Source organism: Frankia sp. CcWB3 (assembly GCF_977927595.1).
In genome coordinates this window covers 1-12,237 of sequence record NZ_CDWRCK010000122.1, presented here as the reverse complement: position 1 = coordinate 12,237, position 12,237 = coordinate 1, and the positions used below count along the sequence as shown (strand labels likewise).

Genomic DNA, 12,237 nt, shown 5'->3' with positions numbered 1-12,237 from the left:
ACTTCATTACGTCCCCTCATCAGAGTAGCACACCGTTCAGAAGCGTATTTGAGCATAGAAATCTGTGACTGTCTGTGACCTTGATAGGTGTGCAGTGGATGCGCATGCGCCGGAACACGGCCTGGTGGGGTGGGGGCGGTCGGGGATTCTGGAAGTCCGCATTCACCGCCGCCCCAGGAGCATCGCAAAGTCGTATTTATGCTGGTCACGAGGGTGATCTCCTGGTCGGGATAGCGGCGTGGCGGCGTAAGGCTCGAGCGGTGTTGGCGAAATCAGCGAACCGGAGCAGGCTGATCACCAGGGTGCGGAGAGCAGCCAGGACCTGGGGACCGCTGCCGGTGCGAGCCCGATGCGGGCCCTCACCCAACGTGACGCCACTAAAGCCGGGAGTCGGGTTTTTCGGGAGACGACGTCGGCATCGATGCCGAGGGCGATTCCGCCGCCGTCCCACGCCGCCCCGCTCCCCATCCGAATGTGGATCAACCAGCCCCAGTGGCGATCGAGACCGAGAATGCGCTGCCAAGAGCCGACCCGCCCGCGGGAAACGTCCGGGTGGCGCAGGTCACCTCGGCGAGGCGCGCGGGTGGCGACACTGGCGTGGTCCGGCCCGGACGTGTGTTTCGTCGGGGTGCGCGCCGTTTGGTCCGGTTGCCGACATTGACACGAGCTGGCGTGCGGGGGCATCCTGGCCGGGCAGCACCTCGTTCGGTGAGGCGTCTGCGCGGACATAGGCCACTGACCTTGAACGTCGAGAGACGCCCCGGGTCAGGACAGCTCTCCCCGGGCTAAGGGGTGAGCCCAAGTGGCTTCCCGGTGGGGATTACGCCGCGCAGTGCCAAAGCTCTGACGAGGAGGGGTGCTCGGTGTCGCCCGGCTTCGGCCGGGTGTGGTTGTCGCGGTCACCCCGCCTGGACTACTCGCGCCTGCGGGCGCCTGGTGGAAGGGGGGTGGCGGGATGAGTCCCGGCCATAGTTGCCGTCTGTCCTGGGCTGACTCGGTGACCCCCGTCGCCTCGGTGACCCCCCTCGCCTGAGCCTGCCCCGTCAGACTGATGATCTAGCCGAGCAGTCCCGTCGCAGGTGAGACGACCACGTCGGGCGGCATCAGCCAGCTGCGCACCGTCGGGAGGTCGTTGCGCAGCGGCTGCCGCCCCGGCCTGACCCTGCCGACACAACCATGCGGGCGGACGCGGATGCCGTTCGCGGCCCGGGGAGCTGACGTGATGACTGTCGTGGAGAACGCGTTTTACGCCGCGGGCCGGCGCTTGGCGCGGCCGGGCTCGCTGGGCGAGACCTACCAGTTGCTGCGGGACCGCCGGGGCCGGAACAAGCAGGATCTGGCGTGGATCGGTCTGGTCCACCCGGACGAGCGGGAGATCGCTTCGATCGCGGCCGAGTTCGACCTGCACGAGCTGGCGATCGAGGACGCGGTGCAGGCGCATCAACGGCCGAAGCTGGAACGGTACGGCAAGACCCTGTTCGTGGTGTTGCGGGCCGCCCGCTATGACGACGCGCGGGAAGAGGTTGACTTTTCCGAACTGCACGTCTTCGTCGGGGACGACTTCGTCATCACAGTTCGGCACGGGGATGCACCGGATCTGCCTCGGGTGCGCCGGCGGATGGAGTCCGACCCGGAGCTGTTGGCCCACGGCCCGGAGGCGGTGTTGTACGCAATCCTGGACCGGGTCGTCGACGATTACGCCCCGGTGGTGGACGGGTTGGTGAACGACATCGACGAGATCGAGACCGAGGTGTTCAGGGGAGATCCGGCGGTGAGCCGGCGCATTTACGAGCTGTCCCGTGAGGTCATCGAGTTCCAGCGGGCGGCCAAGCCGCTGCTGGGCATGCTGGACGCGCTGGCCGCGGGGTTCGCCAAGTACGGCGTGGACCCCGAGCTGCAGCAGTACCTGCGGGACGTGGCCGACCACGCGGTGGGCGTGGTGGAGCGGATCGAGGGGTTCCGCCAACTACTGGCGAACATCCTGACCGTCAACGCCGCGCTGGTCGGGCAGCGGCAGAACGAGGAGATGAAGACGCTGACCGAGTCGAGCCTCGCGCAGAACGAGGAGGTCAAGAAGATCTCGGCCTGGGCGGCCATCCTCTTCGCGCCCACCCTGATCGGCACTGTGTACGGGATGAATTTCGAGACCATGCCGGAACTGAGCTGGGAGTTCGGGTACCCGTTCGCGCTCGGCCTGATGGCCTTGGTGTCCATTATGCTGTACGTGATCTTCAGGCAGCGGCGGTGGCTGTGACCAGCGCGAGGAGGACGAGGGCGTCGGCTGGCCCACGTATCGTGAGGTTGCCGCCGGTGTGGATTGCACAGCCCGCTCCGGCTTCCTCGAACAGCCGGTTACGTATCGCCCCGCAGGCTCGTGAGCGGTGGCTCGTACGCGGAAACTGGGGCGTATGGCGAGCGGCAGACTGCGGATCTACCTCGGCGCGGCGCCGGGGGTGGGCAAGACCTACGACATGCTCTGTGAGGCTCAGCGGCGCAAGGCACGCGGAACGGACGTCGTGGTCGGGCTGGTGGAGACCCATGGGCGACCGCGGACCGCCGCGTTGCTGGACGGATTGGAGATCATGCCCCGCCGCACGGTCTCCTACCGCGGTGCCACCTTTACTGAGATGGACGTGGATGCGATCCTGGCCCGCGCGCCAGCGGTGGTGCTCGTCGACGAGCTGGCGCACACGACCGTCCCGGGGTGCCGGAACGCCAAGCGTTGGCAGGACGTCCACGAGCTGTTGAACGCGGGCATCGACGTGCTGTCGACGTTGAACATCCAACATCTGGAGTCGCTCAACGACGTCGTGGAAAGGATCACCGGAGTCCCGCAGCGGGAGACCGTGCCGGACGCGGTGGTACGCGCCGCCGAACAAGTCGAACTGGTCGACATGACACCGGAGGCGCTGCGGCGGCGGATGGCCCACGGCAACATCTACGGCCCAGACAAGATCGACGCCGCGCTGGGCAACTACTTCCGGGTCGGCAATCTGACCGCGCTGCGGGAGTTGGCACTGCTGTGGCTGGCCGACAAGGTGGACGAACAGCTCGATCACTACCGCACCGAGCGCCAGATCTCCGGCATCTGGGAGACGCGGGAGCGGGTGGTTGTCGCACTGGCCGGCGGCCCTGAGGGCGACACACTGATCCGCCGGGCGGCGCGGATCGCGGATCGCGCCAAGGGTGCGGACCTGCTCGCGGTCCACGTCACCCGATCAGATGGCCTGGCCGGTGCGTCGCCCGCGCATCTGGCCCGGCAGCGGGTGTTGGTGGAGAGCCTGGGCGGCAGCTACCACCAGGTGGCCGGGGACGACATTCCCATCGCGCTGCTGGAATTCGCCCGAGCGGAGAACGCGACCCAGCTCGTGCTCGGCGCGAGCCGGCGCGGCCGGCTGGCCCACATGATCGACCCTGGTATCGGCGTCACGACAACGAAACTGTCCGGGCCGATCGACGTGCACCTGGTCACCCACGAGGAGGTGGGCAAGGGGCGGCTGCTGCCCCGCCGGGCCCGTGGGCTGACCCTCCGGCGGCGGCTTGCCGGTGTCTTGGCCGCGGTCGTGCTGCTGCCGCTGCTGACCCTTGCGTTGACGCACCAGCGGACCGATCTCAACCTGACCAGCAACGTGCTGGGGTTCCTGATCGTGGTGGTCGCCGTGGCGCTGGTGGGCGGCCTGCTGCCGGCGTTGCTGGCCGCGCTTGGCGGCTTGCTGCTGCTGAACTACTACTTCATCCCACCAATACACTGCTTCATCATCGCCGAGAGTAACAACGTGCTCGCACTCCTGGCGTTCCTGGCGGTTGCGGTGATGGTGAGCAGCGTGGTCGACCTGGCCGCCCGGCGGACCAGCCAGGCGGTACGCGCTACCGCGGAGGCGGAGATGCTCTCGACCTTGGCCGGGAGCGTGCTGCGTGGCGAGCAGGCGCTGCCGGCGCTGCTCGCGCGGGTGCGGGAGACGTTCGGGCTGACCTCGGTCGCCCTGCTCGAACGCGCAGCCGAGGGCGGTCAGAACGGCGCCCACAAGGCAGACCGTCACGGCTGGCGGGTGGTCGACAGCGCCGGGCCCGACCCGTGCCTACGGCCGGACGAGGCCGACACGGAGGTACCGGTCAGCGAGAACCTGACGTTGGTCCTGCGGGGCCGGCCGCTGCCCGCGGCGGACCGCCGGGTACTCACCGCCTTCGCCGCGCAGGCCGCGGTCGCCCTCGAACAGCGGCGGCTGGCCCAGGTGGCAGCGGAAGCCGGGCCACTCGCCGAAGCGGACCGCACCCGCCGCGCCCTGCTCACTGCCGTCAGCCACGACCTGCGCAGCCCGCTCGCCACGGCCTCGGCGGCAGTCGCGAACCTACGCAGCAACGAGGTCGAGTGGAGCGCCGAGGAGCAGGCGGAACTGCTCGCCACCGCTGAGGAAGCGTTGGACCATCTGGCCCGGCTGGTGGAGAACCTGCTCGACATGAGCCGGTTGCAGGCTGGACGCCTGAGCGTGTTCCCCGCCCCGGTCGGGCTCGACGACGTGATTCCCGGCGTGCTGCGCGACCTGGGCCCGGCAGCTCGCGACGTGGCTGTGACGGTCCCGGACGACCTTCCGCTGGCCTACGCCGACCCGGCGCTGCTGGAACGGGTGATCGCCAACCTGCTATCCAACGCGACCCGCTATTCACCCCCGGGCCAGCTCCCGCTGATCACCGCTAGTGCGTTGCGCGACCGGATCCAGCTGCGGGTCATCGACCGCGGGCCTGGACTGCCCGCGGAGGACCGTGACCAGGCGTTCACGCCGTTCCAGCGGCTGGGCGACACCGACAACGACAGCGGCATCGGGCTGGGCCTCGCGCTCTCCCGGGGCCTGACGGAGGCGATGGGCGGCACCCTGACGCCGGAGGACACCCCCGGCGGGGGCCTGACCATGGTGGTAACGCTGCCGGTCGCGACGGTCGGCGGGTCCGCCCAGCCGGCGGGCGGTGCGGTCCTCAGATCGCGGGACGGTCAACAGACAACGAGGTCATAGTTTGACGATGAGGTCATGGCTGGACAACGAGGTCATGGCTGGAACCGGTAGCCCATGCCTGGCTCGGTGATGAGGTGGCGGGGCTGTGCCGGGTTGAGTTCAAGTTTGTGGCGCAGCCGGCCGATGTACTGGCGCAGGTAGTGGCTCTGCTCCTTGGGGGCGGGACCGCCGGCCCGGGGCAGCAGATCCCGGTAGGTCAGTAGCTTTTCGGGGTGGCGGACCAGGACGTCGAGCAGGTGCCATTCCGTGGGGGTGAGCCGGACCTCGGCGGGGCCGTCCGGGCGTGCGCTGTCGGGTTTGCGGGTGACGCGCCGTGCGTCGAGGTCGATCAGATAGTCACCCAGGGCGACGGTGAGCGGTTCGGTGGGCGGCGGGGTGCGCCGGACGACGGCGCGCAGCCGGGCGAGCAGTTCGTCGACCCGGAAGGGCTTGGTGACGTAGTCGTCGGCACCGGCGTCCAACGCTACGATCTTATCGCTGCTGCCGGCGCGCCCGGAGAGCACGATGACCGGGGCGGCGGTCCAGCCGCGCAGGGCGTGGATGACGTCGACGCCATCGAGGTCGGGAAGCCCCAGGTCGAGCAGGATGATGTCGGGTTCGTGTTCGGCGGCGGCGGCGAGCGCGCGGCTTCCGTCCGCGGCGACGGTGACCTGGTAGCCGCGGGCGCGCAGGGTGATGTGTAGCGCGCGGAGCAGCCGTGGGTCGTCGTCCACCACGAGCACGCTGGTCACGCGTCATCTCCCGGCAGTGAACCGGGCGGTACGGCAGGCAGGGCGCGAATCATCGTGAGGCCTCCGCCGAGGGTGTCCTCGGGGCTGAGCGTCCCGCTACCTGGTCGTCTTGTCGAGGGCCAGGTTCAGGGCGAGGACGTTGACCGTGGGTTCGCCCATGAAGCCCAGCGCCCGGCCGTCTTCGTGGTCGTGGACCAACGCGCGGACCGTGGCCGGGTCGAGGCCGCGTTCCTTCGCGACCCGGTTCACCTGCAGGTAGGCGTAGGCCGGGGAGATGTCGGGGTCGAGGCCGCTACCGGAAGCGGTGACCGCGTCCGCCGGGACCGGGTTGTCCGTGCCCTTACCCGGCCCCTTGATCGGCACAGTGATGCCGGCCGAGTAGTCCTCGCCGGGCTTGGTGCACTCGACCTTGACGCCCTGGTACGTGGCGACGAAGGGCGCGGCCGGGCACTCCTCGTTGATGCTGACGGCCCGGGTGACCGGTCCGGTGGTGCCGCCGGTCCGGAACACCGACAGGACCGCGCCGACGCCGTTCGCGGTGCAGAGGGGACGCCGGCCGTCGGCCCCTTCCAGGTCACCAATGGCCTTGCTGCGGGCGCAGACCTGGGTGAGCAGGCTCTGGCTGCTTTCGTCCTCGTCCTTGGTGGCCGGGTCGTCGAAACTGTCGACAATGTCTTCCGGGCCGAGGTTGGACGCGGACGTTGACGTCGGATCGTACCCGTCGCCGGCCGCCGACGGGCGGGACTGGAAGTATTTGGGGATCGGGTTGCCCTTGTCGTCGGTGAACAGTTGGCCGATCTCGGCTGAACCGACGATCTGGCCGCTGGCGTTCGTGACGAACGAGCCGTTCGCCTTGTCCTTCAGCCCGGGAAGCTGCGCAATGGCCGTGATGACCAGCGGATAGGCGATGCCGGTGAGCACGGTCAGCACGAGCAGTGCGCGGAAGGCGGCGAGATGCTGCCGCACGAAGGAGGGAAGTCGGGTCGCAGGCATGGTTACCGGGCTCCCGGGATGAACTGGATGACAAGGTCGATGAGTTTGATCCCGACGAACGGGATGATCAGACCGCCGACGCCGTAGATGTAGAGGTTGCGACGCAGCATCGCCGACGCGCTGGACGGGGTGTAACGGACGCCGCGTAGCGCCAGCGGGATCAGGGCGAGGATGACGAGCGCGTTGAAGATGACGGCGGAGAGGATCGCCGACTGCGGGCTGTGCAGCCGCATGAGGTTGAGCGTGTCCAGCCCGGGATAGATCGCCGCGAACATCGCCGGGATGATCGCGAAGTACTTGGCGATGTCGTTGGCGATCGAGAAGGTGGTCAGCGCCCCGCGGGTGATGAGCAGCTGCTTCCCGATCTCGATGATCTCGATCAGCTTCGTCGGGTTGGAGTCGAGGTCGACCATGTTGCCGGCCTCCTTGGCGGCCGACGTGCCGGTGTTCATCGCCACGCCGACATCGGCCTGGGCGAGCGCAGGGGCGTCGTTGGTGCCGTCGCCGGTCATTGCGACGAGCTTGCCGCCGGCCTGCTCTCGTTTGATCAGGGCCATCTTGTCTTCGGGCGTGGCCTCGGCGAGGAAGTCGTCGACGCCCGCCTCCTCGGCGATCGACCGGGCGGTCCGCGGATTGTCACCGGTGATCATGATGGTGCGGATGCCCATCCGGCGCATCTCGTCGAACCGCTCACGCATGCCCTGCTTGACGACGTCCTTGAGCTGGATCACGCCCAGGACGCGGGCCGTGCCGCCATCGGTGGCCTCGGCAACGACCAGCGGGGTGCCGCCGGAAGCGGAGATGCCGTCCACGATCTCCCCGGTCTCCGCGGGCACGGTGCCACCAAGATCTCGCACCCAGGTGATCACCGCGCTGGCCGCTCCCTTGCGCACCTGCCGGTTCGGCCCCCCATCGATCGCATCGAGGTCGACCCCGGACATCCGGGTCTGGGCGGTGAACGCCACGAACCGGGCGTGGCTGAGCTCGCCGGGACTACGCTCCCGCAGGCCGTAGGTGTTCTTCGCGTGCACGACGATGGAGCGGCCCTCGGGGGTCTCATCCGCGAGCGAGGACAACTGGGCCACGCTGGCCAGGTCATTCTCCGACGTGCCGCCGACCGGGACGAAGGCCCGCGCCTCCCGGTTGCCAATGGTGATCGTCCCGGTCTTGTCGAGCAGGAGGGTGTTGACGTCGCCGGCGGCCTCGACGGCCCGGCCGGACATGGCCAGCACGTTGCGTTGGACCAGCCGGTCCATGCCGGCGATGCCGATCGCGGACAGCAACGCGCCGATCGTCGTCGGGATCAGGCAGGCCAGCAGCGACACCATCACGATCCCGGACAGGCCGTCGCCGTTCAGCGCGCTGGTGTCCGGCACGCCCGGCAGCTGCGCCTTCGAGAAGATCGCCAACGGCTGCAGGGTCGCGACAGCGAGCAGGAAGGTGAGCGCCAGGGCGGCCAGCAGGATGTTCAGCGCGATCTCGTTCGGGGTCTTCTGCCGATTCGCCCCCTCCACCAGCGCGATCATCCGGTCGATGAAGCTCTCGCCCGGTTTCTGAGTGATCCGCACGACGATCCGGTCCGACAGCACCCGGGTGCCGCCGGTCACCGAACTGCGGTCACCGCCGGACTCCCGGATCACCGGCGCGGACTCGCCGGTGATGGCCGACTCGTCGACGCTGGCAATCCCCTCGATGACGTCGCCGTCCCCGGGGATGAACTGACCCGCCTCGACGACGACGGTGTCGCCCTGCCGCAGCCGCGGCGCGGGCACCTCCTCGAGCCGGCCGTCGTCGCGCAGCCGGTGGGCGATCGTGTCAGTCTTGGTGCGGCGTAGCGCGTCCGCCTGGGCCTTGCCGCGGCCCTCCGCAACCGCTTCGGCGAGGTTGGCGAACAACACGGTCAGCCAGAGCCAGACCGTGATCAGCCAGCTGAACGCGGTCTCGTCCCGAATCGCCAGGACAGTAGTGAACACCGCGCCGATCTCCACGATGAACATCACCGGGTTGCGCCACAGCGTGCGCGGGTCGAGCTTGCGCAGCGCGTCCGGCGTCGACCGCAGGAGCATCGTCGGGTCGAGCAGCCCCCCCTGTACCCGCCGGGGAGCCGGCGGCGGGGTCGGCGCGGGCGCCGGAACCGGCGTACCCGCAATGGTCGAGGTGGACATCTAGTGCAGACCCTCCGCGAGCGGCCCGAGCGCGAGCGCCGGGAAGAAGGTGAGAGCGACGATGATCACGGTGACGCCGACGAGCATCCCCACGAACTGCGGGCGATGGGTCGGCAGCGTCCCCGCGGTTTCCGGCACCGGCTGCTGTTTCGCAAACGATCCGGCCAGCCCCAACACGAAGACCATCGGCAGGAAGCGGCCGAAGGCCATCGCGAGGCCGAGCGCGGTGTTATACCAGTCGGTGTTCACCGTGATGCCGGCGAACGCCGAGCCGTTGTTGTTCGCCGCCGAGGTGAAGGCGTAGAGCACCTCGGACAGGCCGTGCGGCCCGCTGTTGAGCATCCCCGCCCGTTCCCCCGGCAGCGCCATCGCCAGGCCGGTGCCGACCAGCACGATGACCGGCATCGTGAGGAAATACAGCGAGGCGAACTTGATCTCTCGACTGCCGATCTTCTTGCCCAGGTACTCCGGCGTTCGTCCGATCATCAAACCCGCGACGAACACCGTGATCACCGCGAGGACCAGGATCCCGTAGAGTCCCGATCCGGTGCCGCCGGGCGCGACCTCGCCGAGCATCATGTTGAACAGCAGCGTCGCGCCACCCAGGCTGGTGTACGAGTCATGGAACGAGTCGACGGACCCGGTCGACGTCAGCGTCGTGGCCGTGGCGAACAGCGCCGAGTCCGGCACACCGAACCGGGTCTCCGTACCCTCCCGGGCCGCCCCGACGGCTGTCGGCACCGTGTCGTGGTGGATCGCCTGGAACACCTCGTTGGCTCCCAGACTGCCCAGCGCCAGCACCGCCATCACCGCGACGATCGCCAGCCCCTGCCGGGTGCTGCCGACCATCTTGCCGAACGTCCGCGGCAACGCGAACCCGATCGACAGCAGCAGGTAGATCTCGAACCAGTTCGTCCAGGAGGTCGGGTTCTCGAACGGATGCGAGGAGTTGGCGTTGTAGAAGCCGCCGCCGTTGGTGCCGAAGTCCTTGATGGCCTCCTGGCTGGCGACCGGACCCCCGGTGACCGCCTGCTCCCCCCCGGCCAGGGTGGGGACCGTGGTGTTCCCGTGGAAGTTCTGGATCGCGCCGCCGGCGATCAGCACGATCGCCGCGAGCGCGCAGACCGGCAGCAGGATCCGCACGACGGTGCGGACCAGGTCCACCCAGAAGTTGCCCAGCTGGTCGGTCTTCTTCCGGGCGAAGCCGCGCACCACCGCGATCGCCACCGCGATACCTACCGCGGCGGACACGAAGTTCTGCACCGCCAGGCCGGACATCTGGACCAGATGGCCCATCGTCGACTCACCCGAATAGGCCTGCCAGTTCGTGTTCGTGGTGAAACTGACCGCCGTGTTCCACGCCAGGTCCGGCTTGACCGCCGGCAGGCCCAGCGCCAGCCACAGGTGGTTCTGCACCCGCTGGAACAGGTACAGGAACAGCACCGAGACGAGCGAGAACGCCAGCACGCTGCGGGCATACACCGACCAGCGCTGCTCGGCGCCCGGATCCACCCCGATCAGCCGGTAGATACCGCGTTCCACCCGCAGGTGCTTCCCGCTCGTATGCACCCGGGCCATATAGTCGCCGAATGGCCGGTAAGTCAGGGTAAGAGCCAGCACCATCGAGACGATGAAGATGACGCCCGCGGCGTTCGTGCCCATCTAGAACCGCTCCGGGAACAGCAGAGCCGCCACGAGGAAGATCGCGAGGGCTACGGCAAGGATCAGGCCGGCGATGTTCTCCACGCTCACAGCTTCTCCACTGCCTTGAGGGTTAGCCCGAGTACCGCGAACACCGCAAGGGTCAGCAGCACGAAGACAACGTCACGCACGGAACTCCTGCCTTCTACTTTGGATGAGATCGGAATAAATGCGCCGCCCTGGCTGGCGTCCTGGCCTGATGGCAGCTGCCAGTATCTAGCCCTTGCCGCCAGCGGACCAGCGAAGCTAACGGTCCAATGACGCCCAATCCCGAAAATTCAACACGGTGCTCACACGGCATCCGGCCCGGACGAGATCCGCACCCGCGCAAAACCCGGTGTGCGCAACCCGGATGAGACGCAGAACACCTCTCGGTGGTCCACGGACGGCCGCCCGGGCGGGGAGCAGGCCGGTCCGCCCCGTCTTGTCCAGGTGATCCCCGCGAAGGGTGTCCTGGCGCTACTGTGCGTGCTAATGAGGCGTGGTGGTTACGGCTGGTAGCGGTAGCCCAGGCCGGGTTCGGTGGTCAGGTAGCGGGGTCGGGCCGGGTCGGGTTCGAGCTTGCGACGCAGTTTGTTGATGTAGAGGCGGAGCGAGGAGCTGTCGTCCGCCACGCCGGGACCCCAGACCTGGCTGATCAGCTGCTGATGGCTGATGAGCTTCCCGGGGTAGCGTACCAGTGCTTCCAGCAGCCGCCATTCCGTCGGGGTGAGGCGTAGACCGTCCGGCTTGTCCTCTCCACCGGTCGCGGATGGACCCTCACGACCGCTGCCCGCGCCCGCGCTCGCGTCGGCGTCGGCGTCGGCGTCGGCGCTGTCTCGTGGGCTGATTCGCTTTTCCCCGAGGTCGATCCGGTACCGGCCGAGGTCGACAACGGTCACCGGTTCCGCGCTGGCGGCGCGGCGGGTCACGGCCCGGATCCGGGCCAGCAGCTCGTCGATCGAGAACGGCTTCGTGACGTAGTCGTCGGCGCCGGCGTCGAGCGCGGCCACCTTGTCGTGACCCGAGGCGCGACCGGACAACACGATGATGGGAACCCCGGTCCAACCCCGTAGCCCCTGGATAACCTCAACGCCGTCCATGTCGGGCAAGCCAAGATCCAGAATGACCAGGTCGGGTGGGCACGACGCCGCCTCCGACAGCGCGTGCCGGCCGTCCACCGCTGTGCGTACCTCGAACCCCCGAGCGCGCAGGGTGATCCGCATGGTCCGCAGCAGCTGCGGTTCGTCCTCCACGAACAGAAGACGGGTCATATCCGCCCCGTCCCCTCCAGCCACCTCCGGACCGGCAGCGCCTCCTACCCTGGCATCATCCCTCATCCTCGCCCCCTGCGCCTTCGCCCCTCCGGATCAGAAGAGGGTCAGAGGCTCGGTCGGTATCGGCTGAGGCAGTGCAGCGAGTTCAAGCACACGTACCCGTACGTCATCGTGGAAGCAGCGGGCGAGTAGTAGCGCGTCGGCACTGTCCGGGGTGTGAATAAATACGGTGGGTGATCGGCCCTCGCGCAACCACTCGACGGCAGTGTCAATCCAACGCTGCCAGGAAGGCGCGCAACGCTTCGTCGACGCCCGTCAGGCGTAAACATTCACGTAGATTCGTGATCTTGCGGTGAGTGGTTGGTGTTGGAGCTGGGTGTGG

General features: G+C 68.4%; 8 protein-coding genes, 1 pseudogene and 1 riboswitch. Of the genes and pseudogenes, 2 read left to right on the top strand and 7 right to left on the bottom strand.

What is annotated here, in order from left to right:
- Positions 1-693: 693 nt before the first annotated feature.
- Positions 694-861, top strand: a riboswitch (M-box (ykoK) riboswitch).
- Between the two features lie 295 nt (positions 862-1,156).
- Positions 1,157-2,254: a magnesium/cobalt transporter CorA gene (gene corA, locus ACY5KJ_RS11290; RefSeq protein WP_462203330.1), complete on the top strand. Its 1,098-nt coding sequence runs from the start codon at positions 1,157-1,159 to the stop codon at positions 2,252-2,254.
- A 154-nt stretch (positions 2,255-2,408) separates the two neighbouring features.
- Entirely contained in the window at positions 2,409-5,009 is a 2,601-nt protein-coding gene (locus tag ACY5KJ_RS11285) for a sensor histidine kinase (protein ID WP_462188049.1), read from the top strand.
- 32 nt (positions 5,010-5,041) lie between these two features.
- On the opposite strand, the gene ACY5KJ_RS11280 is transcribed toward ACY5KJ_RS11285, so the two are convergent.
- The 7 genes and pseudogenes from ACY5KJ_RS11280 to ACY5KJ_RS11250 all read right to left on the bottom strand — a co-directional run.
- Entirely contained in the window at positions 5,042-5,740 is a 699-nt protein-coding gene (locus ACY5KJ_RS11280) for a response regulator (RefSeq protein ID WP_462188048.1), read from the bottom strand.
- 96 nt (positions 5,741-5,836) lie between these two features.
- Entirely contained in the window at positions 5,837-6,733 is an 897-nt protein-coding gene (locus tag ACY5KJ_RS11275; RefSeq protein WP_462188047.1) for a potassium-transporting ATPase subunit C, read from the bottom strand.
- Positions 6,734-6,735: 2 nt separating this feature from the next.
- Positions 6,736-8,898, bottom strand: a complete 2,163-nt coding sequence (kdpB, locus tag ACY5KJ_RS11270; RefSeq protein WP_462188046.1) for a potassium-transporting ATPase subunit KdpB — start codon at positions 8,896-8,898, stop codon at positions 6,736-6,738.
- The gene (gene kdpA, locus ACY5KJ_RS11265; protein ID WP_462203329.1) at positions 8,899-10,560 is read right to left on the bottom strand and encodes a potassium-transporting ATPase subunit KdpA; all 1,662 of its coding nucleotides are present in this window, start codon (positions 10,558-10,560) and stop codon (positions 8,899-8,901) included.
- Complete coding sequence (gene kdpF / locus ACY5KJ_RS11260) at positions 10,561-10,650, bottom strand: K(+)-transporting ATPase subunit F (RefSeq protein ID WP_462188043.1); 90 nt, start codon at positions 10,648-10,650, stop codon at positions 10,561-10,563.
- A gap of 437 nt (positions 10,651-11,087) precedes the next feature.
- A complete protein-coding gene (locus tag ACY5KJ_RS11255; protein WP_462203328.1) occupies positions 11,088-11,852 on the bottom strand; it encodes a response regulator in 765 nt (254 codons plus the stop codon).
- A gap of 96 nt (positions 11,853-11,948) precedes the next feature.
- Positions 11,949-12,140, bottom strand: a pseudogene (locus tag ACY5KJ_RS11250) (DUF72 domain-containing protein); the annotation flags it as partial.
- Positions 12,141-12,237: the final 97 nt, after the last annotated feature.

What these genes read in the sequence shown, in the direction of transcription:
- ACY5KJ_RS11285 (WP_462188049.1), top strand. Translation starts at nt 2,409, where the DNA reads ATGGCGAGCGGCAGACTGCGGATCTACCTCGGCGCGGCGCCGGGGGTG.
- ACY5KJ_RS11275 (WP_462188047.1), bottom strand. Translation starts at nt 6,733, where the DNA reads ATGCCTGCGACCCGACTTCCCTCCTTCGTGCGGCAGCATCTCGCCGCC.
- kdpB (WP_462188046.1), bottom strand. Translation starts at nt 8,898, where the DNA reads ATGTCCACCTCGACCATTGCGGGTACGCCGGTTCCGGCGCCCGCGCCG.
- kdpA (WP_462203329.1), bottom strand. Translation starts at nt 10,560, where the DNA reads ATGGGCACGAACGCCGCGGGCGTCATCTTCATCGTCTCGATGGTGCTG.
- ACY5KJ_RS11255 (WP_462203328.1), bottom strand. Translation starts at nt 11,852, where the DNA reads ATGACCCGTCTTCTGTTCGTGGAGGACGAACCGCAGCTGCTGCGGACC.